This is a genomic window from Carnobacterium sp. ISL-102 (assembly GCF_018612935.1).
Taxonomy (GTDB): domain Bacteria; phylum Bacillota; class Bacilli; order Lactobacillales; family Carnobacteriaceae; genus Carnobacterium_B; species Carnobacterium_B alterfunditum.
This window is the reverse complement of the sequence record NZ_JAGGRF010000004.1, coordinates 79,990-104,528: the sequence shown is the minus strand read 5'-3', so window position 1 is coordinate 104,528 and position 24,539 is coordinate 79,990. Positions and strand designations below refer to the sequence as shown.

Genomic DNA, 24,539 nt, shown 5'->3' with positions numbered 1-24,539 from the left:
TCAATTTCACTTACAATTTATCAAAAAACATCTCCGCTAACTTTTTAGGTTTACTTTTGGTATACTAGTCAAAACAACTTATCTTACTGGAGGAATAACTGATGAAACAAGAGAAATCATGCGGAGCAATAATTGTCACAAAAGGAATAGAACCGCCAAAATTTTTATTGATCAAACACCACAATGGCGGACATTGGGCTTTTCCAAAAGGACATGTGGAAGGAACGGAAACGGAAGAAGAAACCGCTCTACGAGAGATCATGGAAGAAACACATCTAACGGTTGAACTAGATACTCATTTTAGACACGTTGTTCACTATTCACCATATGAAGGCACTGTAAAAGACGTGATTTATTTTATTGCGTATGCTGCTGAACAAGCTATTCAAAAACAAGAAGAAGAAGTCCTAGACAGTACCTGGTTAAGTTTCGAAGAGGCCTTGGCTCTCATTACTTATGAAAATGATCGGACTATCCTCGAAGCGGCCATGAATTACCTCGTTAAAAAATAGATAAAGGTGGTTCTTAAAGCAGATGTCTGGTTTGTTTCTCAAAATACATTCGATACAAAAAGGTGTTGAGACTTTTGTCTCAACACCTTTTTGTGGTCTTTTTAGCTGCTTAGTGAATTTCGATTTGTTTAGGATTATTTTCGTCTGAAACTTTTTTAGGTAATGTTACTGTTAAAATACCATTTTCAAAAACTGCATCAACGCCGTCTTCTTTAACATTTTTTAATAGGAATTGGCGGCTATACGATTTAGTTGAACGCTCTCTGCGGATATAGTTGCCTTTATCATCTTTTTCATCTTTACTTGTTTCTTGAGTTGCCCCAATAGACAAAACATTGTCTTCATATTTCAATTGAATAGCCTCTTTAGCCATCCCAGGTAATTCAGCTTCTACGATATAAGCATCGTCTTCATCCCGAATATCTACGTTAAAATTCGCTGTGCTTGGTAATAAGTGGTCAAAAGGATCTTCGAAAAAGTTCTTACTAAAATTCATGAAATCACGTCCTGCTGGAAATAAATTACTCATAAATCTCTCCTTCTTTCTCTTTTTTTTTTAGACCTTTTGAGCAAGTATATCCTTTGCTCAAGTTTAGTATAGGACGTTTAAAAATCTTAGTCAAAGAAGATGATTTATTTTGCCTTTTTTTACAATTTTATTCTCAGCACTTTTATCTCTTGTTCGTATTAGTATTCTTTATTTGTTATACTAGCTAAACAAACACTGTACGGGAGGTACGCGTTATGCTTAATATGATAGGTAAAATTTTATTAGTTATCGGTCTGATGATCATCATTTTTGGTTATTTTGGACCTGTTAAATCAGGAGATCCGATTATTGGAACATTATTTATTATAGTCGGCTTGGCTATCACAGCTTTGGCTTTTATGTTTGGAAAAAACCGGACACCTAGAACGTAACTCCGCTAACAATAAAAAATAGCATTACTCTCCTGAAAGAAAAAGGAGCGTGGTGCTATTTTTTTTGATTTGTCATACAAGGAACAGCTAATTCTAGCATCACACATCCCAATATATGAAATCCGCTGCTTATATCAGATCATTAAATTCTAAGACTGCGAAAATTCATTAGCCTTAGTTGATCCAGTTTAAAAGCGTTTGTATGGTGTTATTTTCGATCATGATAAAGATTCCTAATCCAATAAATACTATTGGTACAATAACTCGTTCATATTTTTCTAAAGTAGTCGAGACAAAAGAAATTTTTGCCAATTTATAACTAATAAAGCAAAGAAGAGCAATAGAGATAACAAATACAACTAGGGCAATGATGATTTCTGAAACAGATAGAGAAGCAAAGTAAGGGATATAAATACCCAAATTATCGCCACCAGAAGCAATCGTTATCAAGGCAACTGTCCAGAACAAGCGACTTGTCCCTCTAGCTTCTAGCTTTTCAGCGACTTCCTCTTCTTCCTCCTCTTCACCTGTTACAGCAACTCGGATGCCTAAGTAAATCGGGATCAATCCCAAGAGACCAATGATCCAATCTTGCGGAATAAAATTCAGCACATAAGCTGCAAATAAACTTACCATTACTAAAATTCCTGTTCCAAGATATTGGCCCCAATAAATCTGACGTAACCCTTTTTTGGTATGACTTTGGGAAAAGATGATCAGCAAGATAAATAAATAATCAATGCTGGTGGAAATATAAACAGCACTAGCTGAAAAAATACTTTGTAACAAAATAACTCACTCCAAACTAAAATTTTATCGCTAACATTTCTGAGAACTCTATCTATTGTAATACATATGATTTTAATTTGCTCATTCAGTTCAGATTGCTTTATCTGTTATAAGTAAAGGAGGTATACTTTAGTTAACAAGATGGTTGGAGTAAGGAACTGGCTGGATTTAAAAAATAGGATGGACAAATTTATTGAGGAGGAATAAAACTCATGGACACAATAAAGCAATATGTCGAATCGATTTTTGTTAATTTACCCCGGACTTCTAAAATGCTGCAGCTTAAAGAGGATATGCTCACTGATATGGAAGATAAATACCGTCAACTAAAAGCAGAGGGTAAAAGTGAAAATGAAGCCATTGGTGCAGTTTTATCTGAATTTGGCCATACCGATAAACTTATTGCAGAATATCATTCAGAAACTGAATCAGAACAAACTGATGACCATTCCGTTTATTTGTCAGAGACACAAGTTGAAGCGTTTATGCAGCACCGATCCAAGTATGGAATGGCCATTGGAGCTGGTGTTGCTCTTTGTATTTTAGCTCCGGCTGTCATGATTTTATTCCGTGAAGTTGCCATTTTAGTTTTTTCTTCAGCAGCTATGGAAAATATCGATATATTATCAGTTATTCCGCTTTTTATTTTTATTGCTATCGCTGTTGGCATTTTCATCATTTTTGGGTCGAAAGAAGAACAATTTGATCTTAATAAAAAAAATATCATTCTTGATCCCGCTACGCGTGTCAACTTGAATCAAGAAATGAAAGATTTCAAGCCTAGTTTTGCGAAGGCCATTGCTTCTGGTGTGATCCTTTGTATTTTAGCTCCCATTTCGTTACTGCTAGCGGTTGTTCTTTTAGGTGAAGATAGCGCTTGGTCTGTCATTTTCCTATTGGGTTTTGTAGCTGTTGGGGTTTTCCTATTTGTCTTTTATGGCACTCTGAATTCCACCTATGAAAAGCTGCTCTCAATTGGTGATTATAAACCTGAAAGAGTCATTGCTAGCAAACTGACCGATACGATTGCAGGAGTTATCTTTCCATCAGCTACAGCTGTTTATTTATTCTTAGGTTTTGTTTACAATGCTTGGGGTACGGCTTGGATCATTTTTCCAATAACCGGTATCCTCTTTGCCGCTTTCTCTTCACTCTACCAAGGTTTTATTGAAACAAAACGAAAAAAATAACCTTTTGATGAACGGATCGAAACAGTTAGACAGGATCTAACTGTTTCGATCCGTTTATTAGTTACATAAGTATATCTTATTAGCTGTCAGCCAAACATTTAGCTTCTTGATAGAACCCGTCATTTCAACTTTAACTAAATATGTTTCATTACCTTTCTTACAAAAAGAAGTCATCTTTTAGGAAACTATTGTTATGCAGAATACCACATTGTATACTTAAGTTTATCGACAATACACACTAAAAAGATTGGAGTTCTAGTTTATGTATAATACTAAAAAAAATACTCAAAAATGGCCAACTATCTTATTTTCTCTTTCAATCGTGTTGACCATCCTCTCAATTTTTATTCAAAGTCAATTTTCATTGTTTAGCTTCCCTGTTTTTCTTAGCGTTCTCATTGTTGCTGTTTTATTAAGCACGTTATCAATGATTTTATCCTTGAAAGCCAGAAGTCAAACATACACGATTGTCTTTTTCATCCTTAATTTACTGATCATTGCTTTCTTAGCTTTTACTATTTATACACTTTTGATGGCTTGAATCAATTAAAGCTTTCTTCCTAAAATCTTCACACTTTCTTTTAGTCATTGTCACAATATAGAGAGAAATGACCATTAAATTTTCACACCTAGCGTTTATACTAAAGACATACCAAACCTGAAACTTTTTTTTCTACTTATTTACCCCCATAAATGAGTAATCCATACCCCTTTTAAAGCCTTTGCGATTTTAGCAAAGGCTTTTTCTATGGAAAGGTAGGGTCCCAAGAAGCCTCTAGATCTGATTAACGCAAAAAAACTTAGCTGCACGATAAAACACCTTTGCACTATTTTCATAGCGGAGTAAGAATTTTTTCTTGCTTCGCTTTCACGTGAAAACGACTTTGACCAAAGAGTGCTGACTTTTTTTAGTCTCACTCTTTGGTGCCGGGCTGTTTCATAAGGGAGTGATACTAATATGCCGCTCTACTTGTTCATGAAAGGTCCTTTGATGAACAAGCGGCTCCCGTGACTCCCACTTCCCCTATCGCTTACCAAGCAAATAGCAAAGTTCAAAAATAGTTGATCCGAAAAAGACTCAGCTTCTATTTCTGATGAAAGAAACCATCAAAAATGGAGCTGAGTCTTCTGCTAATGAGTTAGACAAACTTGTTTTTTTTGTGAATGAAGTTTAAATCGTAATCTCTTTGGTCAATGCAATGATTTTATCAACAGATTCATCTAAATAGTGGATCGTATCAGATAAAGGTTTATCAGTCGTGATGTCGACACCTGCAATTTTAGCAGCTGGAGCTGGACGGTATTGATCACCTAAAGCTAGGAATTCCAACCACTCTTCTACTGCTGGTTGGCCCAGTTCTTTGATGCGTAAGAATGCTTGAGTCGCGATCGTTAACCCTGCAGAGTATGTGTAAGAATACAATCCCATATAATAATGACTTTGGCGCATCCACGTTAATTCTGCTCCTGGATTGATTTCAACTGCATCTCCCCAGAATTTATGCAATACAGATCGTTTAATGTCGCTTAATGCCGCTGCATCAAAACTTTTGCCTTCATCGATCAGTTGATAAACTTCTCGTTGATAAGCAGCTTCCAATAAATGTGTAATAAAGTTATGGAAATACGTGTTAGAAATCATATTAGACAAGGCAAAGCGTTGTTCACGAGGATCTTCACTTTTGCGTCTTAAAGATTCTGTTAATAATAATTCATTGAATGTTGATGGAGCTTCAATCAAGTAAAGCGATGGTTCTGATCCTAAAAGGGCATTGTTTTCGCCAGAGAGCATCCCTTGACCAGCATGTCCTATCTCATGGATCAATGTGTAAACGTCAGATAATTGGTTGTTCCATGACATTAAAATATACGGGTGTTTGCCATATGGAGACGTACAGAATCCACCGGTCGATTTCCCTTTATTTTGGACAAAATCTACCCAGCGTTCTGGATAAGCTTTCATGATCCGATCAACGTAATCTTGCCCTAAGACACTCAGCGCATCTACTACGACCTCTTTTGATTGCTCAACTGTGATTTTTGATGAATAATCGGCATCCAAGTCGATTTTCAAATCAGCATAGGTCATTTTATCCAACCCATTTACTTCTTTCACATGGCTGATATACTTTTGCATAACGGGAGCTAGATCATTCATAATGCTGTCGATTTGACGGTTGTATAATGTGCGGTCAACCTCTTGATCGTACAAAAGGTAGTCGATAACTGAATCAAAACCACGCATAGTAGCAATTGTTTTTTCTTTTTGGACCTGTGTGTAATAAGCTGCCGCTACAACATTTTGGTAATCGCTAAGGACTGCTGAAAATTTATCAAATGCTGCACGTCGAATAGTAGTGTCTGCATGATACATGTACAAATCTTCGTATAAGACAAAACTCAATGGGTAGTCTTTCCCAGCAGCATTAAATGTTCCAAAATCCATATCTGCCAAGCGTGCTTGTTCGTATATGGCTTCCGGTGCACCAAGGACTGGTGAAAGTTGTGCTAAGGCTTTTTCAACTTTAGGGTCCAATTGAATTGATTTGTCTTCTTTGATGTGACGAATAAAAGACGCGAATTGAGGTTCTTCTTTTTCAACTTGGTCTAAAATAGCGGTATCTACTGCTTTTAATTCAGAATCAAAAAAAGATAATTGGGCACCGATTTCTGCCAATACATTTTCCATAGAACGAGACAATTGGGTGTTTTCAGGATTGGTCAAATCAGTAGCAGCTGGTAAAAAGGCATAATGATTTGTCCAGTCTGCTGTTTGCATGATTTCACTGTATTGTTTTAAAGCCGTGCAGATCATTTTAGCATCCGTTAAATTTCCTTCATAAGTCGTACTAAATTGCTTGACCGCTGCTTTCATATCTTCTACTGCAGCTTCAAAGGCTTCTTTAGTTGGGTATAAACCTGTAAGATCCCACGTTAATGCTTCCGAGACCTCAGATCTGTTTTTCAATTCTTCCTGTGCCATTTTATCAAGCTCCTTTATTGGTTACTATTAGTTGGTTTTTTAGATAAATTACTCATCTAGTATAACACTACTAATGGAAAGGTTGCTAAACTTCTTCTCTATCATTAACAAAAAATTAGTTGATTTAAACATTTAAATAACAACTATTCTTGTATAAAATGCATTCTTTAAAATAGAATCAATCACTTTTCTAGTAATCAAACTATTTGGATGGTATACTGCTAATTGCGTTTAAAATAAGTTGGATGACCCCTCTTTACTTTTCGGCTTTTGAAAGGAGCTTATTTCATTGAAAAATAGTCTATCTATGGAACAGCAACGTGTCCAAACCGTTGTAAAACAAATTCAAACTGAACTGAATCAATTAAAACAAACCGTAGCAAATGATAGTGCAATACAAAAAATGCGTTTAAAAGAATCTGGTGAAATCAAGATCAATCAAGGTTCAAGTGAAAGTATGTGGGAATCAGCAGGCGAATTGCGTTCGATCGAACAAGATTTAATGATTCGCAGTAGAACACTGCTTAAAAACCAAAATCGCGTCATGGCGTTAGAAAAAATGGTCAATGATCCTTACTTTGGGCGAATCGATTACGAAGATGAACTTGGTAAGGAAACTATCTATATTGGCATTAGTTCTGTCTTTGATGAATATGATAATTTAGTAGTCGATTGGCGCTCTCCCATTGCTTCGCTTTATTATGAAGGCAATGTAGGCGACACGATCTCTTTGAAAATTGGAGAAGAAAAATTAGCGCTTTTGATTGAATTGAAACGCCAATTTCTAATTCGCCAAGCAAAGATCATCCAACTATTGGATACAGATAATATAATGGGTGACCCTTATTTACTTGAAGCCTTAGAAGACCGATCCACTTATCAAATGGGTGCTGTTATTTCGACGCTGCAAAAACAACAAAATCAAATCGTACGAGAAACTTCTGCAAAAATCACTTTGATCGAAGGTGTTGCTGGATCTGGAAAAACAGTTGTTTTGATGCAAAAAATTGCTTACCTGCTTTATACATTCAGAGATCAGTTAAAAGCATCTGAAATCATCTTATTCTCACCCAATAAGATTTTCCAAACCTATATCTCTCAAGTTTTGCCTGAGTTAGGTGAACTGAATGTGACGAGTCACACTTTCCCCGAATTTATGAATCAAAGAGTTCCAAAATACACGCTTATTTCTAATCAAGATGAAGAGTTGTCTGACGTCACTTTATTAAAAGGGAGTCTGCAATTTTCAGAGGCGTTAAAAGACTATACTGATCGATTAAAATCGAACTTTATGCGTTTTTCTTCGCTAACCTTCCAAGATGAAATCATCATTTCAAAAGAGGAAATCAAAGAATTGTTTTACAGTATCGAAAGTGAAGGTACCTTAGCTAGTAAGTTGGCCCTGCTTCAAACATTGTTGCTTCAAAAAATAGCTCAATTTAAACAGACGCAAAGAACAGCTAATTGGGTCGAAGATGTCTTGCTTTCAATGTCTGACAGTGAGTTGCGCCAACACGAAAGCGAATCGAAAAACGAACAAAAGGCTGAAGAAACCTTGATTGATTCGATCCTAGAAACAGCTTATTTACCAGTCGTTAAAAGAATTAAACGATTAACCTTCATTCGCTACCAGCATCAATACATTCATTTCTTAAAAGCTGTACCAAAATTACTTTCTTTAGCAGACTTTTCAATTGATGATGACATGTGGACAGAGCATATCCAACAAGTTGTCACGAATATGGCCCATAAAGAATTAGTGTTAGAAGACTTAGATGCCTTTTACAGCTTATTCCAATTGATGCATGGACCAATCAGCAGCACAAAATTTAAATACATTTGTTTAGATGAAGTGCAAGATTTCTCTCCATTCCAATTACAAATGCTAAAGGATTTTTACCCAACTGCCTACTTTGTTTTGAGCGGTGACTTAAACCAAAATATCTTAATGAAACGAATCTCTTTTAATGATTTAGATGCTATTTTCGCTGGTAATTCTTTTCAACGCTATCAGTTGTTAACGAGCTACCGTTCGACAAATGAGATCATTCAATTCTCAAATCGCTTTTTAGAAGAAAATTCTGTAGAGGAACCTAATTTTCGTGAAGGAAAAAAACCAGAATTAATTTTAACCACTAAAAATGATCATTACTTGGACTATGTGAAAACAAAAATTGTGGAAAATCAAAAAGCTGGTTTCCGTACAGCTTTTATCAGTAAAAATTATGCAGAAGCAGAACGTTTCTATCAAGAGTTAACAAATGATGGCATTGAAAGCAATTTAGTTCTGAAAGATACTGATAACAGTCACTACCCTGTTATTGTTATCCCTGTTCAGTTAGCTAAAGGATTGGAATTCGACAGCGTATTTGCTCTTTTCCATTATTCGACTCCTACTTCTTCCAACGATTTATCGACTGCTTATACTATCTGTAGTCGTGCTATGCACGAGTTGTATTTCATCGCACCTGATCTTCAAAGTCCATTAGTAAATCGTCTTGAATCAGCTGATTATCATTTAGTTGACTTGAAGTAAATCAAAAAGAAGGATAAAAAGCGGCTGCTTTTTATCCTTCTTTTTATTTTCTCATTTAATTTAAATCGATTGCAATCACTTCAGGATCTTTTGTTCCTCTGAGGGCAACGGTATCTGGTTGGATTTTTAAAACAACGATATTCGGATCATCTTTCCCTTCAAAGATAAGCTTCATATAAGGGCTCCAAAGATGTTCGATCATCGTTCGATCATCAATGATAGAGACCTGGCCTGCTATTTCAACATAGTTGGTGTTCAACAAACCAGAGTCATAGCCTAGTAAAATAAACGTATAGGGATTTTTTTCTAGCTCTTTTACTTTATGTGTTCGCTTGTCCGTTAATGTGTACAGAATGAATCCTTCATTAAAAAAAGTCATATAACGAGATACAGGTTTACCATCTGAAACAGAAGACATTGTTCCTATATTATTTTTTTCAATAATTTTTAAAGCTTTATCACGCGCATCAGCCATAATTGCATTCCTCCATTTTGAGTTTATTATGCCATACCAAGTATGCTTATTCAAAGAATATGTTCCACTTACAAAAAACGTTTACTTTAAAGACTATTCAGCTTCCGCAACTACTGTATAGCGCTCATTAATGTGTGCTGCCATTGCGATCTCATCAACAATCGCAATGGCAAAGTCAGCATAACTGATGTAGCTTTGATTAGTTGAATTGACAATTACTTGATTGGTCCCGACTTGGTAAGTACCCGTTCGCTTGCCGGTAGCATCAAAATCTAAGGCTGGACTGACAAAAGTCCATTTTATACCAGCTGCTTCTTTTAGATCCTCTAGATTTTTAGCTTGATTGATTGCTGTCGGTTTAAAAAAGGTTGGCAAGTCTGGCGTATCCATTACTCGAAGTGTTTTTTCTGCGTTGACATACAAACTCCCTGCTCCACCTACAACGATCAATCTTGTATCAGGTGCTCCTTTTAATGCTTCAATTAAAATTTTGCCAAATTGTACATGTTTAACAGCTTGTTCTTGCTCCATACCTGTACCAAAAGCATTAACAACGACATCATATTTTTTCAAATCTTCTGAAGTCAACGAAAAAAGATTTTTTTCTACTACTTTTAATTCTTTATCTGCTAATCTTTCTGCGTTTCTCACAATTGCAGTCACTTTATGTCCTCTATTTTTTGCTTCTTCTGCAATCAAACTTCCTGCTCTTCCTGTTGCTGCAATAACGGCTACTTTCATCTTGCTTACCTCCTTTAACTTTATTACTTTCTTTTTATCAGATTAACACATGGGGTAATGTAAACAAAATCTCTCGCCTTTTACCTTCTTGTCAACTTTTTTACATTGAATTAATCTGAATGTCACAAATATGTGAACTTTTAGTGACAAATAGTATTGCATTTCGTACATATTCATAGTAATATACTTGTAAGAACTGGTTTTTAATTTTATTTTAAAATTATTAATTAGTCTAATTACAAACAGGAGAGTGGATGAAATGATCACTTTATATACAACACCTAGCTCTGCTTCATGTCGTAAAGCAAAATCATGGCTAGAGGAAAATAACCTATCTTTTATTGAAAAAAATATTTTCAACGAAAGTTTGACTATTTCAGAATTGAAAGCCATTTTACGTTTGACAGAAAATGGGACTGAAGATATTATCTCATACCGTTCACAAGCTTTCCAAAATTTAAATATTTCACTAGATGAATTCTCATTGTCTGAAGTGTTGGCATTGATCCAACAAAATCCAAGTTTGATTCGTAGACCTATTTTAATTGACGATAAAAAATTGCAAATTGGATTCAACGATGATGATATCCGTCGTTTTTTACCAAGAGAAGTTCGTCGTATCGATTTATTAGAGATGCAAAAACAGCTTTCTGATATCTCTTAAACTTAAATTAATACTTAACGTATTTTTTTACCCTTATAAATTATTCTGCATATAAATGAGTAAATAAAAACTAAAAAACAGCTCTCCCAAAAAAATTCAAAGGAATTTTTGGGGAGGACTGTTTTTTTTTGCTATCAACACTAAAAAATGAGGGTCTATAATTTTTAGTGTTGATAGACTTAATCTAATGGCATTGCTTACCCAAAATTCATGAAGGAATAGGGTTGCTTGTAGCCTAAAATGAAGCACTGTGGGCAAATAACGCCCAAGTGTATCATGTTTGTAAGCTGCTAAAGCAGCAACAACCATGACAACTTTCTTTTAAGCTTCAGGTGCTTCCATGGCGCTACACAAGCAAACCCGTTATTCCAGAAGAAATTTTATTTTGAAGTATCTACACCATATGACGAAGAACCGAAAATGAACGAACCTAGCTAAATTTAAACCAGTTAGACCATCATTCTCTTTTTTAGCTCTCTCAGCACTTCTGCTCGATAAAAAATAAAATTAACTATCAGCATAACGGTACTCAATCCTATTGACAGCCATGCTGGTAAAGGATTGGTTACCCAATCAAAGAAAAGAAAAACAGCTGGGATCAAACCAATCAGCGCTGCACACAGCAAATATAGAATATAATCTTCGACTTCTACTTTCACCAAACGAACCGCGATATACATAGCAATAAGTGCAAAAATGCAGATCATCGGTACCGCATGAGTGGTTGACCAAGCTGACCATCCCTCTACATAATCCCAATAGATACTTAATAAAGATAAGAAAATAATCAAATAGACGATACTTTTAGCAATGTTTCGACGTTTACGAATAATGATCAAAACAACTAACCACATACTTACAATACCAAAAGAAATAATATTAAGACCTTTGGTTGAATTCAAAAAGAATAGTTCAATAATAAGAGATACACTAATAGTCGCAATAGAAATACTCGTCAAAATACGCAAAACTTGTTGCTTATTAAAACGTAACGGGATATCTGGATAAGGATTAGGTGTTGGTATTTCAGAAACCTTTTCCAATGGTTGATGACAAAGAGGACAATTTAACCAATTGCCATTAACAGACACCTTACATTCTTGGCAATATCTCACTCTTCTTCACCTCTCAATTCTAAACCATCTATTCTATTAGCTGAAATAGTTATAGGTACCCCTAGAGCGGTTAAATCTCTAACAAATTGTTTATACAATGTGGTTTCGACGAATGGCGAATTTAAACAAATAGATAAATAGTCTTGGTGACTGATGACACAAAACTGCGGTCTTACGGCAGACGTTTGAAAATAAAATTGATGCACCTTCTCATCAATTGATTGAGGTAATTGAACACTTCCTAAATTAGACATTGCAAAAGTTAATCCGCGATTGTTAAAGTAATTGATCACTTTTAAAATACCATCCTTGATAGGTCTAAAAATTACACGCGTAATAGGATTAAATTCATAAGCAATCAATTTGTTTAATCGTGTTTCTAAACTATTTGGACTAAGTTGTTGCTGCAATTGTTCTTTAAGTGTCTTACAAATGACCGCTAAATTTGTTTCCTCTGACGGCTTATACGTATATTCCAAATGCGTAGTACTAAAAAAGTTTCGAGCAGAAGTTGAATCATAAAATTGCCTCAAGTTGACTGGAACCGATACCGCTATTGTCATTCCGTCTTCTACAACAGGGTTCGTTTTCCGGATGGCTTCGATGAATAATGCCGTTAAATAAATTGTAAGCGAAGCGTTTTGTTCATGTGCTAATTTCAACACCGGTTGAACCGACATATTTAATTCAACGACATGCGTCCGATTATCAATTGTTCGCTTACCTTTTATTTGATAAACTTTCTTTCGCTTCTTTTTATTTTCTTGATTGGTCATTTCATACCGCATAGCTTTTTTTCCATATTCTAGTGCAAATTTACCAGCTGTCTTACTTGCACCCGTTAATTTACGGATAGAAGACTGCGCGGCTTCTGCATAGGTGCGTTGTCCTTTATGACGGAAGTGATGGATAAAACTATCTGTATGTGCACCTTCCATAGCGCGCTCTGATTGGGAACTTTCCTTGTTTGTTTCAGCAGAAATAAAATCATTTTGAAGAAGAACGTATTCACTCAACAAATCTTCAAAAAACCACATCGCTCCCGTTCCATCTGACAAAGCATGAAACACTTCCAAATGAATTCGATTTTGATAGTATACTACTCGGAACAGCAATTCTTTGCGATCAAAATGATACAATTGAGAACAAGGAGGTTGTTCATCCAATAAGACTTGCGGTTTCAAATCACTTTCTTCTAAATAGTACCAGAATACACCTCGTCGTAAGACACTATGATAGAGAGGATAGGCTTCAAAGTTCTTGTCTAATGCTAGTTGCAGTAATATTGGATCAATGGCTTCTTCCATAGTTGCACTCAGTCGAAAGACCTTTGTATCAAAATCAGTCATGGACGCGAGAAAAATATTAGACGCATTATCAAGACGAACCCAATTTTTCCGTTTCATATTATTTCCCCTTCACTCTACTAAAATTCGCCTTTTTAGTTTACTTTTCGTTTAAAAAATCATTAATAGCCTGATAAGCAGCTGTCACTGGTACCGCGAATTTAGGGTAGGTAATGAAACCATGTACTGCTCCTCCGATTCGCTGAATGACTACATCATTTCCGGCTTCTCTTAAAGCTATTCCATACATTTCGCCTTCATCGCGTAATGGATCAAATTCCGCTGTAATGATCAATGTTTTAGGCTGATTTTTTAAATCTTTTGCCATCAGCGGCGAGATGTAAGGATTCTTACGGTTAGTTAGATCAGGTTCATACATCTCCATATATTCTTGAACTTTTTTGGCTGTCAGGCCATATTCATACCCATTTGTACGAATGGATTCAAACGGAGAACTCTCTGTATGGTTCCAATAAGTGACTGGGTAAAGTAAAATTTGCTTAGCTGGGACTGCTTTTCCTCTGTCCCTCAACAATAAAGAAACGGCAGCTGCTAAATTCCCGCCGGCTGAATCTCCAATCAACGTGATTTGTGAAGCCTCCATGGATCCGCTTAGTTCCAGATGAGTCATTAAGGTTTCTGCGATTCGGTAGCAATCTTCTAAACCAGATGGATACGGGTACTCTGGAGCTAGCCGATAATCGACTGAATACACTACTCTCCCTGTTAAGTCAGCCATATTTGTACAAGCTGTTGTATAAGTATCGATATCCCCAATTACCCATCCCCCTCCATGAAAGAAAACTAAAACATCTTCATTTAAAGGTTCCTTTGGATAAAAAATGCGTACTGGAATATCATGTGATCGATCCTCCGAATAAATTTTCTTATCTAATATTCGATACCCTCTTTTTGGTTTTGACGAAAAGAATTGCTGCACTTTTCGTACCCAGAGATAATCTTCTTGCATGTTTATTTTTGGTGAAGATACTAATTTTAATACGATTCTAAATAATGGATTCATTTTTTTCCTTTCACACTAACCTATTCTTTTTATTCAGCATGAGTTATTCGTTTAAAATTGTCAAGACAATACACTATTGGAATAGGATTGATTTTCACCACCAAAAATTGCAGGACCTAAAAAGCCATTATTTCCAGCTGCAAATAATGACTTTTTTCTTTTTATTTGTCTAATAGACAGCATCTATAAAGGCTTCTATTTCAACAATAGCAGTCATTCTGTATTCGCTATATATTTTTTGAATTTCACTTATCATGGCCTTTCCTACTCCTTCTCCGCGAAATGAAGGGATAACAGCTAAATGTTGGATCAAAAATTCATCTTTTTGGATGCTGATTCCTATTATTCCGATGTATTTTTCATCTTCTTTCCACAAATACATTTCCCAGTTAGGATCTTGTTGATAGCGCTGCATCGTTAGTTGGAGGTGTTTTAATTCCTGCTCTTTTGGCATAAGCGATAGTAAACCTTGAGCCACTTTGTTATGGCTACTTCTATACTTAACTAACACTAGCTACCCCTTCTCTCCTTTAAAGCAAAGCACTTTTCAAAATTTTTATGATGCATTAACAGAGTCACACAATTCGTGTAACTCTGTTAGGTATTGAGAAGAAACAAAATGCACGTAACCACTCTTATAACTTTTTATCTTTGCATTTTTAGTTATACTTAACTATTTCCCAGCTTATCTTCTATCTAAAAGATTGATTTGAATCAGGGATTTTCATCTTCACTAGAATCGTCTTTTGCTGCTCCAGATTTCTTTACAATACCAGGAATGATAGGACCTGCGCCAAATCCAGGAACACTATTATTTATAGTCGGCGTTATAGGGACAGTGCGCTCTTCTTGATCATAACTTGAGGGCTCTGTTTCATCATCAATGATCACTACATATTCCCCGTTTTTGATAGCTTTCGTATAGTCTTCTGTTTGCTTTTTATTAAAACCATATTTTTTAAGTGGATTATCTTCATCATTCGAGAAAACCTGTTTTACTTTTTCCCATATTGAATCTGGCTCTTCTTCAGTTGTAACAGCTTCAAATTCTGCAATAATATGATCTTTAATAGCCTTGATTTTTTCTTCTTTTGCCACTACCGTAATATTATCAGATCTATAACCTTCCTTTTGCAATCGTTCAACTTTTGCTGTTGTTTTTTCAAGTGTAGGATAAGCTCCTAAGATTTTTTTCATTGATTCTCACACCTTTCATCTTCTATTTTTTCTTTATCATACCAAATAAAAGAACTGCTTCCAAAGATAACGCTCTCTTTATTTATGTTGGCTATTTCATGCTAGTTTGCCTTATACGATCGTTCATTTATCTAGTTACGATTGCTATTTTAAAGAAAATAGAAGTGCTATAATAAAGAAACAAAATAAAATTGGTATAGAGAGAAATCATTATTTGATTTTAAAGGAGCGTACATATATGAAAGTGCAATTTTATAAACTTGGATTACTATCTTTCACCTCACTTGCAGTATTAAGCGCATGCGGAGATGCAGAACAAGAAAATACTGGTGAAGAGCAGCAAGTTTTACATTTAGCCGCTGAATCAGAAATGGATACGATGGATACTACGATATCCACCACTAATTTCACACCGATGAATAATGTTTTTGAAGGCTTGGTCACCTACGATCTAGATGGCAACTTAGTTCCTGGGAATGCAGCTTCCATGCCTGAAGTATCAGAAGATGGACTAACTTATACGTTTACTCTTCAAGAAGACGCTAATTGGTCAAATGGGACTACTGTTACTGCAAATGATTTTGTTTTCGCTTGGAAAAGAATGGTAGATCCTGAAAATGGATCCGGATATGCCTATCTGTTTTCGGGTATCATAAAGAATGCTGAGGCTATTTTAAATGGTAAAGCAGAAGTTGATACATTAGGTGTTGTTGCCCTCGATGACAAAACGTTAAAAGTAACATTAGAAAAACCAGTTCCTTATTTTCTTGATGTCTTAACGATTCCCAGTTATTTCCCCCAAAATGAAGCTTTCGTAACTGAACAAGGTGAAAATTACGGATTAAATGCAGAAAATGCTATTTACAATGGTCCATTTACATTAGCTGACTGGGATTCTGCTTCAGGTGATTCTTGGAACTATCAAAAAAATGACGAATACTGGGACAAAGATACTGTTAATCTAGATGAAATCACTACACAAGTTGTCAAAGAAGTCGGTACCGGACTTAACCTGTATGAATCTGGTACCCTAGATTCCATTTCTTTATCCGGTGATTTTGTTGCACAATACACAGAAAATGCTGATTTTAAAACAAATAACAAAGCCTGGATTTATTATATTGAAGTCAACCATGAAGTACCCGAATTAGCGAATGAAAATATTCGCAAAGCTTTATCTTACGCTATCGATCGTCAAGGATTCACGGATAATGTTCTGTTAGATGGATCTCAACCTATTTTTGGGCATGTTCCAAACGGATTAGCTAAAAACCCAGAAACAGGTGTTGATTTCCGCGAAGACGCTGGAGATGTTGTGCAATCTGATGTAGAAACGGCTCAAGCAGCTTGGCAAGCAGGTCTGGAAGAATTAGACACGGATACTTTCTCATTGGAGTTGACGACAGCTGATTCTGAAGATAGTAAAAAATTAGCTGAATTCATTCAAAGTGAGTTACAAAATAATTTACCTGGTTTAACGATCGATATTCGTCAAATGCCCGATAACTCAAGACTGGACAATATTAAATCAGGAAACTACCAAATTGCTACTTCTTACTGGTTAGCTGATTTTGCAGATCCGATTAATTTTGTCGAACGTTTTGACACAGATATTAACCGCGGCAATTACTCCTTCGAAGATATCGATGCACTCGTGGATCAAAGCAACCAACAATATGATGATGCCTCAGCAAGATGGAATACATTGATCGAGATTGAAAAAACAGCTTTAGGCGAACATTATGTCGATGTTCCAATTTATCAAACAGCTGAAGCTTACCTTGAAAAGCCTTATGTAAAAGATATTTATCGTCCTGTATTTGGCAGCAGAAGTTTTAAATATGCTTCCATCGATGATACTCAAAAAGAGTAAAATAATTTGTAAACAACCTAAAAAAAGTTAACTTTCACTTAAGTGAAAGTTAACTTTTTTAGGTTAAAATCATTATTTAAAAATAATTCATATTTTTATTAAAGCTTTTCCTATATACTCAATTTACAACTTATTTTAAGGAGAGCATTCAATGAAATTAAAAATTGTAACCGATTCAACTGTCGAATTAACCGATGAAGAAGTAGCTCGTTATGGTATTCAGATTATCCCGTTATCTTCTATGATCGGCGACGTGGTCTATCATGATGATATTGAGATAACAAATGAAGAATTTCTACAGAAAATGAAACAATCACCTGAGCTGCCGAAATCCTCTCAACCACCTGTTGGAAAATTTTTAGCTGCCTATAATGCTTTAACGGCTGACGGAAGTGAAGTTTTGTCTATTCATGTAACCGAAACATTGAGCGGGACTGTCCATTCAGCACATCAAGCAGCAGCATTAGCTGATGGTAAAGTAACGGTCATCGATTCTCAATTTTGTGCTCGCGGTATGGCTTTTCAAGTCCTTGCAGCAGCCGAATTTGCAAACCTTGCTTCATCAACAGCGGAAATGCTCGATCATTTAGAAAATATAAAAGCTAGAACGATACTTTATATCAGCATCGTAAATCTTGAAAATATGATAAAAGGCGGCAGAATAGGTAAAACGATGGGCAAACTGACTTCCCTAATGGATATCAAAGCAACTTTACAAATGACAGATGGAAAACTTCATTCCGATTCAAAAGGACGTGGAACGAAATCAATTGTAAAACGCTATAAGGAAATTTGCCAAACCTTACATGATACCCCAAAAAAGGTAAGCGCAATCGGATTTACACATGTTGGAATGAGCGATTACTCGACCACTATTTTAGAAATGTTAAAAACGACTTTCCCCCATATTGAACCTATGGTTTCTTATGCAAGTCCTAGTGTGATGACTCATGCTGGTCCTGAAGCCGTCTCTGTCCAATTTTTATTAGAAAAATAAGTAAGCACTGTCTATTTTACACAGAAGCAAACTTAGGACTAAATGTAATCCTCTATTTATGATTCAGATATATAGGATCTATAATTTTTGATGTTAATAGATTCGTTTGATCACTTACCTGAAATTTCTTTTAGAATACCGACACCATTTAGTAAACAAACGATATATATACAGCCAAAAAAAATCTGTTCATCAGTATCCTGATAAACAGATTTTTTTATTTAGTTTTTTAATTGTTTTCGGTCATTATAAAATTCTTTATACGCCATATAACTTGCTATGACGGATGCGATACTTGTTGTGGATAACAGCATGAACGTTACCATGATTTGATATTTGATGGCATGCGTTGGATCCACACCAGCAAACATCAAGCCGGACATCATACCTGGCAAACTAACAATACCAATTGTTTTTGCTGAATCAATGGTCGGTGACATTCCTGCACGAATACTATCACGCACAATTGAAACAGAAGCCTGTTTTAAATCTGCTCCTAAAGCTAACTTTTCTAAGACCTGCTGGCGTTGATCGGTAAATTTTGCATTCAAGTTTCGGTAAGCGATGCTGATCGCAATCATTGAATTACTGGCAATCATTCCTGTAATAGGTATTACTTGTGAAGGAATAAACAGAACAGAACCCGATAATATTAAAACGAGCAACGTTAGACCTGTTGCAGTAAAGATGGCAATAAAAGAGATTTTAAATGCATTTGATATCCCTTTACTCCTCTTGCCTGCGTTAAAAGAAGCATTAAAAATAATCACTAAAACAAGTGCTAATGTCACAATAACATTATTCAACTCAAAGACGTAACCTAATAAATAACCAACTGCAAATAACTGGATAACAGCCCGAAAAACACTTATAAGAATATCTTTACCTAAACCTAATTTTTCTTTGTAAACGATTAGCAGTGCTATCCCAACTAGCGCTGTTGCAAAGAATAACGAGGTATTGTTTATTGCTAGATTCATTTAGCTTCCTCCATTTCTCCATCGACCAAATGAATGACCCGATTTGACAAGTCGATTTCTGTCTGATTATGTGTCACCCATAATACTGTGACACCACGCTCTTCATTTATGGTACGGATCAACTTACGAATAATTTCTTGGTTCGCTGAATCTAAAGCACTTGTAACTTCATCTAACAACAATATTTCAGGTAAAAATAATAGATTGCGGATCAATGCTATCCGCTGCTTTTCCCCACCAGACAAAGTCGTTACTTGTTTAGTCAGATACTCTTTCCCTAAACCGACTTCATTTAAAGCCGAAACAGCTTTCTGTTCATCAAAAGTTTGATTTCTGATTTCATATGGAAAGGCTAAATTATCTTTTACAGTCTCTCCAAAGAGGGTGGCTGTTTGAAAAGAATAAGAGACTTCTTTTCGATAAACAGTTGGTTCATACTCTTCAATGCGTTTATTTTGATACAGAATATCTCCCGAAGTTTGCGATGCCATAGAAGCAATGATTTTTAACAAGGTGCTTTTCCCACTTCCAGAAGGTCCAGTGATTGTCACAAATTCGCCTTTTTCGACTGAAAAATCAATACCTTTCAGAATGACTTTCCCCTCTGTTTCATAGCCTAACTGGTCGATCTTTAATAACGGTACATTCATTTATTTTCCTCCCAGAATCATTCTTATTTATGTATCGCTAAAGAATAACTACTCTTTCTATTTGTAACAATTATTTATTTATAATAATTATAAATAAAACGAATGTTTATGTCAATTAAAATTCAGAATACCAAAAAAACTGCCTAATCTCAAGAGAGGAGGCAGTTTTTTGTATCTTTTAATCATTTTCTACAGATAAGAATTCCCCAGTTTCAGCGTTTAAATGAACATCTACTTCGTTATTTCCTTCTTCAAATTCTCCTGTAAACAATGGTATATTCGTATCATCATCTGCTTCTAAATTCCAAGAAAGAAGGACTGCATTCGGAGCTTCTTCCTCCGATTTTGCAATCAATTCATTAATGGTCATTAAATTGTCTACTGCTAATTCTTGATCATCAAAGTCTGAATCTTTCTTCTCTATGTTATTTTTTGTTTCTACTCCATTTTCAGCATTTACTTCCCATTCAATTTCTTGTATATCATCGAAACCATTGATTTCAAATGTATACTTACCAAAATCCTTGTCAAAATCAACTGAAGAGATAACTGCATTTGGATAAGCTTTCTGGAAATCAGCAATAGCTTGTTCATACGTTACGGAGAAAGTTTTACCATCAAAGTTTTTTGATGTAGAACTAACATCATCTGATTCTGTCGTTGTTGAACTTTCCATTGAACTAGCGGTTGATTCTGATGTTGAATTTATGGAATCATCTGTAGGCGCTTCTGCATTGCCACAAGCTGATAAGAGTATCAAAGCAATTCCGCTGACTGATCCTGCTTTTATTGTTGTTAGCATGGTCTCACCTCCTCTTATTAATTCTATAGTACCAAACTAACTAAAAACATGGTGTTTTATTGCTTCCATTACAGTAGGAATCAATTTTAAATTGTTATTTTAACCGGCCTTAAACTGATCACTAGATGCTTCTCACAAAGAGAACCATGTTACCTTTTCTCAAGTTCTGCTTTCAAAAAGTTCGCCAATTCTAACATGGCATACTTTTCAGCAATTTTTTCAGCATCTGCATTATAATTTGTATTTGTATTTACATCATAGGCATAGGCTTCTCCATTTGCATCAAATATAAATTCAATGGCTGCTACATCAATTTCTTGTTCTTTTAGAAACTGTTCATACAACTCTACTTGTTCACTTGGCAGGGAATCAATGATTGTAAACTTATTAATCACTGGTACATCCCCTATTTGGCAGCTGTCTGCTGGGCACAACTCAAACCCATCGCTCGAATCAACTTTCACGGCATAAAAGAATTTTCCACCGATAAATTCAGAACGGACGATCGTTCCATCAGCCGGTTTGATGTATTCTTGGATCAAGCTGATCCCATCAATTGAATCTTCGAATTCTGGCCCATAAATATAGGTTTTCAACTCTGCGATCGAATTTAATAAACGGACACCTAATCCTTTACCGGCACGATTATGCTTGATGATGAAAGGAAATTGATTTAATTTTTCAGCTGCTTTAAGAATCTGTTCTTTGCCAACTGCTCCGTATGTTTCAGGTGTTTGGATACCATTTTTTTGCAAAGCTAAGTGTTGTTTCAGCTTGCTGACTTCTAATTCAATCGCTTTTGTCCCATTAAATACAACGGCATCACGACTTTCCAGCCAAGTCAAAAGATTATCCGTTAATTCAGGTGCGTAACGGTGACCACGTGTATGTGAAGAAGCACTCATACGATTATAGAAAATCCCTTCAGGCGGTTCTGCTTGAATATCGATCATGCCCTCAGATAGATCCCACAACGCATAAGGTGCATTGATTTCATCCAGTTGTGCTGTCAGATGTCTTGTCCAATCATTATTTTCATGAATAACATAAATTTTTTTCATTTTATCTTCTCCTCATCTTTTTTAATTTGCTCTATTTTTATTCATTCAGTTCAGTCGCTGTTTTTTTGTAGTCTACTGTTTTTTTGTATACAAACGCATCTTCAGATTGAGCAATCAGGACTGGGGCTAAAGCGTTCCCTATCACATTGACTGCAGAACGACCCATATTGATAAAGAAATCAACTGAAACCATTAGCGCTACTCCCTCAGCAGGTAAACCAAGTTGTGTTGCTGCTGCTAACAATACCACTACTGCTCCTGATGGAACAGTTGCGATTCCCTTGGTAATAACCGTTAAAAATAAAACGAGTGCAACAATTTCGCCGAATCCTAAAGTCACATTATACATATTAACAATAAACATCGTGGCTAAACTAATGTAAACACCTGCTCCATCAAGATTAAATGAATAGCCTAGTGGTGTTACAAAAGAAGAAACTGATGGTGAAACACCAAATTTCTTTAAGCGGTCAATTAAAGAAGGCAAGACCACACTTGAACTTCCTGTCGTAAACACAACTACGACTAAATCACTGATTTCTTTTAGCATTGTAAAGTAAGGAACATGGAAAAACCAAGCAATGATTGGAAAGATAATCAAAATAACGATCATGAATGCTAGGTACGTAAATAAGACAAATTGTCCTAAAGAAAATAGGTTTTCTATCCCATAGGCTGCTATATCATAGGCCAAAAATCCAAATACCCCAATGGGTGCAAAAGAAATCGCATAATCAACCATTTTGAACATCGCTTGAGACCACGATTCAAAAAAAGTAATGACCGGTTTTCCTTTTTCACCTATCGATACTAAAGCTAGTCCAAGAAAAATCCCAAAAAAGATGATTGGCAATAGATTTCCATCTGCAAAGGCTTGAAATAGATTGCTTGGTACAATACTCAGAAAAAAGCTTTGAAAGTCAATTCCGCTTGCGATACCATCAAGCGACTCAGTCGAGACGGCTCCAGTTTGAAAATTGCTGCCGATTCCGGTCCATTTTCCAGCTAAAACACTAAGGATGATCAGACCTGTCGTTACAGAAAAGAAATAAATAAAGGACTTTCCTGCTACTTTTCCAAAACTTTTTGTGTCACTGATATTGACTATCGCTAAAATAATAACTGGGAAAATAAGTGGCACAATGATCATTTGAATCAAATTCATAAAAATCGTACCGAGTATTTCTAGTTGGAGACCCGTTGTTTTGCTGAAATAGCCTACAAGTATACCCGCTAATCCACCAATAACAACTTGTAACATAAGACTTGGTTTCTTTATCTTTCTTTTATTTACTGACATTTTTTATTTTCCTCCTAGTCGATCGATTATTGTGCACAAAAAAAGTGCATGAGTGGTTTACACTCATGCACAGTTGATCCATCTTTAAAATAAATTAGAAGAGTCCACCCCTGAACAAAAACAGGCTTTTTTCTTATAATTGATCATAGAGCTAACATTGATTTATTCAATCAGAAAGAAGCCCTATGAAAAGATGATTGCTGATAACATGAGTGGTTCATACAACATGGACAACACAACATGCTTAAACAGTTCATCTTTTTCATTATGGCTTCCTCCTTTTTTTAAGTTTATTTTTTCTTTAACGGTGAGCGCTCACCTATTTAAAGTAAGCCCATTGTAACAATGTGAAAATTCATTGTCAACTGTCAATTTTATATTTTGGTCCTATAACTTTTCTAGTATTACCTTTTCTTGCAGATTCTGAGCATCTTTCACACTAAATGACGTACTGTCATCGTGCTGTACTTTGCTAGCTGAACAAGCAGTAGCCATCGTCAATGCTTCAACAAAAGTTTTTTGCTGCGTTAAGGAAGCTAAAAAAGAACCTACAAAACAATCCCCTGCTCCAGTATCATTTTTAACAACTACGACTGGAGGAGTGATTTGATAAAATTCATTTTTATGCCCGCATAAACTGCCTGCTCCGCCTTGCGATACGATAACGTAATCAATCGTTTTGGTTAGTTCTTTTACCGTATCTAACAGCGATTTGCCTTGCTCAGCAATTTCTAGTATTTCAAATCGGTTTGGTTTAATAAAATTTATACCAGTTTTTACTGCCGCTTTTAAAGCCTCTCCTGAGAGATCACAAGCAATAAAACAGCCTATCTTATTTAACAAATTTATTAATTTTTCTAAATCCTCGATTTCAAAACCTGGGGGCATGGAACCAGCAATCAACACTGTATCCTCAGCTTCGACTTTTTCCTCAATTTTATCAAATAATAGCGATTTATCATAATTTGAGACAGCATATCCTTTTTCGGTGATCAAGATACTGCCGCTAACGTCTTTTTCTAAAAGAACATAACTTTCTCTAGTTGGCTTACCATATACTTCAACAAGATCATGATTAATGCCCTTCTCCTCTAATATCTTTTCAAGTTTTCTTTTATTGGTTGTTCCACAAAATCCTAATGCTTGATTTTCCACACCTAATTTACTCATCGCATAAGAGCCATGATGCCCTTTGCCACCTAGGTCGTACGCAACACGGTCCAAACGGTTATTTTTCTCCTTAGTCAACTTCCCTCCAAGATACAATAATCGGTCAATAGTTGGGTTTAACGTAATGGTATAAATCATTCGATATCCTCCTCTTTTTTGAAGTTGATACTATCATTTTGCTGCAGAATACTCATATGTTTTTATTATACCATT

At 35.6% G+C, this 24,539-nt stretch carries 24 protein-coding genes; 8 read left to right on the top strand and 16 right to left on the bottom strand.

Annotation, left to right across the window (positions count from 1 at the left end):
• Positions 1–101: 101 nt before the first annotated feature.
• Complete coding sequence (locus tag J7E16_RS04305) at positions 102–512, top strand: bis(5'-nucleosyl)-tetraphosphatase (protein ID WP_214889083.1); 411 nt, start codon at positions 102–104, stop codon at positions 510–512.
• A 109-nt stretch (positions 513–621) separates the two neighbouring features.
• On the opposite strand, the gene J7E16_RS04300 is transcribed toward J7E16_RS04305, so the two are convergent.
• Positions 622–1,041, bottom strand: a complete 420-nt coding sequence (locus J7E16_RS04300; protein WP_214889080.1) for an Hsp20/alpha crystallin family protein — start codon at positions 1,039–1,041, stop codon at positions 622–624.
• A gap of 215 nt (positions 1,042–1,256) precedes the next feature.
• Here J7E16_RS04300 and J7E16_RS04295 point away from each other — a divergent pair, with 215 nt between their 5' ends.
• Entirely contained in the window at positions 1,257–1,433 is a 177-nt protein-coding gene (locus J7E16_RS04295; protein ID WP_214889078.1) for a hypothetical protein, read from the top strand.
• Between the two features lie 174 nt (positions 1,434–1,607).
• Here J7E16_RS04295 and J7E16_RS04290 read toward each other — a convergent pair whose 3' ends face one another.
• Entirely contained in the window at positions 1,608–2,222 is a 615-nt protein-coding gene (locus J7E16_RS04290; protein WP_214889075.1) for a CadD family cadmium resistance transporter, read from the bottom strand.
• A gap of 212 nt (positions 2,223–2,434) precedes the next feature.
• Between J7E16_RS04290 and J7E16_RS04285 the strand changes: the two genes are divergently transcribed.
• Entirely contained in the window at positions 2,435–3,412 is a 978-nt protein-coding gene (locus J7E16_RS04285; protein WP_214889071.1) for a permease prefix domain 1-containing protein, read from the top strand.
• Positions 3,413–3,674: 262 nt separating this feature from the next.
• Positions 3,675–3,953, top strand: a complete 279-nt coding sequence (locus J7E16_RS04280; RefSeq protein ID WP_214889068.1) for a hypothetical protein — start codon at positions 3,675–3,677, stop codon at positions 3,951–3,953.
• A gap of 630 nt (positions 3,954–4,583) precedes the next feature.
• On the opposite strand, the gene pepF is transcribed toward J7E16_RS04280, so the two are convergent.
• Positions 4,584–6,395 (bottom strand): oligoendopeptidase F, encoded by a 1,812-nt coding sequence (gene pepF / locus J7E16_RS04275; protein ID WP_214889065.1) that lies wholly within the window; start codon positions 6,393–6,395, stop codon positions 4,584–4,586.
• 289 nt (positions 6,396–6,684) lie between these two features.
• Between pepF and helD the strand changes: the two genes are divergently transcribed.
• Complete coding sequence (helD, locus tag J7E16_RS04270) at positions 6,685–8,931, top strand: RNA polymerase recycling motor HelD (protein WP_251006060.1); 2,247 nt, start codon at positions 6,685–6,687, stop codon at positions 8,929–8,931.
• Positions 8,932–8,986: 55 nt separating this feature from the next.
• On the opposite strand, the gene J7E16_RS04265 is transcribed toward helD, so the two are convergent.
• Together J7E16_RS04265 and J7E16_RS04260 are read right to left on the bottom strand one after the other, a co-directional pair.
• Positions 8,987–9,406, bottom strand: a complete 420-nt coding sequence (locus J7E16_RS04265) for a pyridoxamine 5'-phosphate oxidase family protein (RefSeq protein WP_214889063.1) — start codon at positions 9,404–9,406, stop codon at positions 8,987–8,989.
• Positions 9,407–9,499: 93 nt separating this feature from the next.
• Entirely contained in the window at positions 9,500–10,147 is a 648-nt protein-coding gene (locus tag J7E16_RS04260; protein ID WP_214889061.1) for an NAD(P)-dependent oxidoreductase, read from the bottom strand.
• A 259-nt stretch (positions 10,148–10,406) separates the two neighbouring features.
• On the opposite strand from J7E16_RS04260, the gene spxA reads away from it, so the two are divergent.
• Positions 10,407–10,811: a transcriptional regulator SpxA gene (spxA, locus tag J7E16_RS04255; protein ID WP_214889060.1), complete on the top strand. Its 405-nt coding sequence runs from the start codon at positions 10,407–10,409 to the stop codon at positions 10,809–10,811.
• A gap of 449 nt (positions 10,812–11,260) precedes the next feature.
• On the opposite strand, the gene J7E16_RS04250 is transcribed toward spxA, so the two are convergent.
• The 5 genes from J7E16_RS04250 to J7E16_RS04230 all read right to left on the bottom strand — a co-directional run bounded on the left by J7E16_RS04250 (position 11,261) and on the right by J7E16_RS04230 (position 15,493).
• Positions 11,261–11,926, bottom strand: a complete 666-nt coding sequence (locus tag J7E16_RS04250; protein ID WP_214889059.1) for a DUF6320 domain-containing protein — start codon at positions 11,924–11,926, stop codon at positions 11,261–11,263.
• Positions 11,923–13,332 carry an alcohol acetyltransferase gene (locus J7E16_RS04245; protein WP_214889058.1) on the bottom strand — a complete coding sequence of 470 codons (1,410 nt, stop codon included), beginning with the start codon at positions 13,330–13,332 and terminating at the stop codon, positions 11,923–11,925. The genes J7E16_RS04250 and J7E16_RS04245 overlap by 4 nt, the downstream gene beginning before the upstream one ends.
• 40 nt (positions 13,333–13,372) lie before the next feature.
• The gene (locus tag J7E16_RS04240; RefSeq protein WP_214889056.1) at positions 13,373–14,296 is read right to left on the bottom strand and encodes an alpha/beta hydrolase; all 924 of its coding nucleotides are present in this window, start codon (positions 14,294–14,296) and stop codon (positions 13,373–13,375) included.
• Between the two features lie 169 nt (positions 14,297–14,465).
• A complete protein-coding gene (locus J7E16_RS04235) occupies positions 14,466–14,807 on the bottom strand; it encodes a GNAT family N-acetyltransferase (protein WP_214889054.1) in 342 nt (113 codons plus the stop codon).
• A gap of 203 nt (positions 14,808–15,010) precedes the next feature.
• A complete protein-coding gene (locus J7E16_RS04230) occupies positions 15,011–15,493 on the bottom strand; it encodes a general stress protein (RefSeq protein ID WP_214889053.1) in 483 nt (160 codons plus the stop codon).
• A gap of 238 nt (positions 15,494–15,731) precedes the next feature.
• On the opposite strand from J7E16_RS04230, the gene J7E16_RS04225 reads away from it, so the two are divergent.
• Positions 15,732–17,366: a peptide ABC transporter substrate-binding protein gene (locus J7E16_RS04225; protein WP_214889050.1), complete on the top strand. Its 1,635-nt coding sequence runs from the start codon at positions 15,732–15,734 to the stop codon at positions 17,364–17,366.
• 151 nt (positions 17,367–17,517) lie between these two features.
• Complete coding sequence (locus J7E16_RS04220; RefSeq protein WP_214889047.1) at positions 17,518–18,363, top strand: DegV family protein; 846 nt, start codon at positions 17,518–17,520, stop codon at positions 18,361–18,363.
• Between the two features lie 221 nt (positions 18,364–18,584).
• Here J7E16_RS04220 and J7E16_RS04215 read toward each other — a convergent pair whose 3' ends face one another.
• The 6 genes from J7E16_RS04215 to J7E16_RS04190 all read right to left on the bottom strand — a co-directional run bounded on the left by J7E16_RS04215 (position 18,585) and on the right by J7E16_RS04190 (position 24,464).
• Entirely contained in the window at positions 18,585–19,343 is a 759-nt protein-coding gene (locus J7E16_RS04215; protein WP_214889045.1) for an ABC transporter permease, read from the bottom strand.
• A complete protein-coding gene (locus tag J7E16_RS04210) occupies positions 19,340–19,993 on the bottom strand; it encodes an ABC transporter ATP-binding protein (RefSeq protein WP_214889041.1) in 654 nt (217 codons plus the stop codon). The genes J7E16_RS04215 and J7E16_RS04210 overlap by 4 nt, the downstream gene beginning before the upstream one ends.
• A 178-nt stretch (positions 19,994–20,171) precedes the next feature.
• Complete coding sequence (locus J7E16_RS04205) at positions 20,172–20,795, bottom strand: PepSY domain-containing protein (protein ID WP_214889039.1); 624 nt, start codon at positions 20,793–20,795, stop codon at positions 20,172–20,174.
• A gap of 149 nt (positions 20,796–20,944) precedes the next feature.
• The gene (locus J7E16_RS04200) at positions 20,945–21,856 is read right to left on the bottom strand and encodes an ATP-grasp domain-containing protein (protein ID WP_214889037.1); all 912 of its coding nucleotides are present in this window, start codon (positions 21,854–21,856) and stop codon (positions 20,945–20,947) included.
• Positions 21,857–21,893: 37 nt separating this feature from the next.
• Positions 21,894–23,156 carry a dicarboxylate/amino acid:cation symporter gene (locus tag J7E16_RS04195; protein ID WP_214889036.1) on the bottom strand — a complete coding sequence of 421 codons (1,263 nt, stop codon included), beginning with the start codon at positions 23,154–23,156 and terminating at the stop codon, positions 21,894–21,896.
• Between the two features lie 387 nt (positions 23,157–23,543).
• Complete coding sequence (locus tag J7E16_RS04190) at positions 23,544–24,464, bottom strand: 1-phosphofructokinase family hexose kinase (RefSeq protein WP_214889034.1); 921 nt, start codon at positions 24,462–24,464, stop codon at positions 23,544–23,546.
• Between the last annotated feature and the right edge of the window lie 75 nt (positions 24,465–24,539).

Bases quoted from the DNA above. Each gene is read 5' to 3' on its own strand.
- J7E16_RS04305 (WP_214889083.1), top strand. From the start codon at position 102: ATGAAACAAGAGAAATCATGCGGAGCAATAATTGTCACAAAAGGAATA.
- J7E16_RS04300 (WP_214889080.1), bottom strand. From the start codon at position 1,041: ATGAGTAATTTATTTCCAGCAGGACGTGATTTCATGAATTTTAGTAAG.
- J7E16_RS04295 (WP_214889078.1), top strand. From the start codon at position 1,257: ATGCTTAATATGATAGGTAAAATTTTATTAGTTATCGGTCTGATGATC.
- J7E16_RS04285 (WP_214889071.1), top strand. From the start codon at position 2,435: ATGGACACAATAAAGCAATATGTCGAATCGATTTTTGTTAATTTACCC.
- J7E16_RS04280 (WP_214889068.1), top strand. From the start codon at position 3,675: ATGTATAATACTAAAAAAAATACTCAAAAATGGCCAACTATCTTATTT.
- pepF (WP_214889065.1), bottom strand. From the start codon at position 6,395: ATGGCACAGGAAGAATTGAAAAACAGATCTGAGGTCTCGGAAGCATTA.
- J7E16_RS04265 (WP_214889063.1), bottom strand. From the start codon at position 9,406: ATGGCTGATGCGCGTGATAAAGCTTTAAAAATTATTGAAAAAAATAAT.
- J7E16_RS04260 (WP_214889061.1), bottom strand. From the start codon at position 10,147: ATGAAAGTAGCCGTTATTGCAGCAACAGGAAGAGCAGGAAGTTTGATT.
- spxA (WP_214889060.1), top strand. From the start codon at position 10,407: ATGATCACTTTATATACAACACCTAGCTCTGCTTCATGTCGTAAAGCA.
- J7E16_RS04245 (WP_214889058.1), bottom strand. From the start codon at position 13,332: ATGAAACGGAAAAATTGGGTTCGTCTTGATAATGCGTCTAATATTTTT.
- J7E16_RS04240 (WP_214889056.1), bottom strand. From the start codon at position 14,296: ATGAATCCATTATTTAGAATCGTATTAAAATTAGTATCTTCACCAAAA.
- J7E16_RS04230 (WP_214889053.1), bottom strand. From the start codon at position 15,493: ATGAAAAAAATCTTAGGAGCTTATCCTACACTTGAAAAAACAACAGCA.
- J7E16_RS04225 (WP_214889050.1), top strand. From the start codon at position 15,732: ATGAAAGTGCAATTTTATAAACTTGGATTACTATCTTTCACCTCACTT.
- J7E16_RS04220 (WP_214889047.1), top strand. From the start codon at position 17,518: ATGAAATTAAAAATTGTAACCGATTCAACTGTCGAATTAACCGATGAA.
- J7E16_RS04215 (WP_214889045.1), bottom strand. From the start codon at position 19,343: ATGAATCTAGCAATAAACAATACCTCGTTATTCTTTGCAACAGCGCTA.
- J7E16_RS04210 (WP_214889041.1), bottom strand. From the start codon at position 19,993: ATGAATGTACCGTTATTAAAGATCGACCAGTTAGGCTATGAAACAGAG.
- J7E16_RS04205 (WP_214889039.1), bottom strand. From the start codon at position 20,795: ATGCTAACAACAATAAAAGCAGGATCAGTCAGCGGAATTGCTTTGATA.
- J7E16_RS04200 (WP_214889037.1), bottom strand. From the start codon at position 21,856: ATGAAAAAAATTTATGTTATTCATGAAAATAATGATTGGACAAGACAT.
- J7E16_RS04195 (WP_214889036.1), bottom strand. From the start codon at position 23,156: ATGTCAGTAAATAAAAGAAAGATAAAGAAACCAAGTCTTATGTTACAA.
- J7E16_RS04190 (WP_214889034.1), bottom strand. From the start codon at position 24,464: ATGATTTATACCATTACGTTAAACCCAACTATTGACCGATTATTGTAT.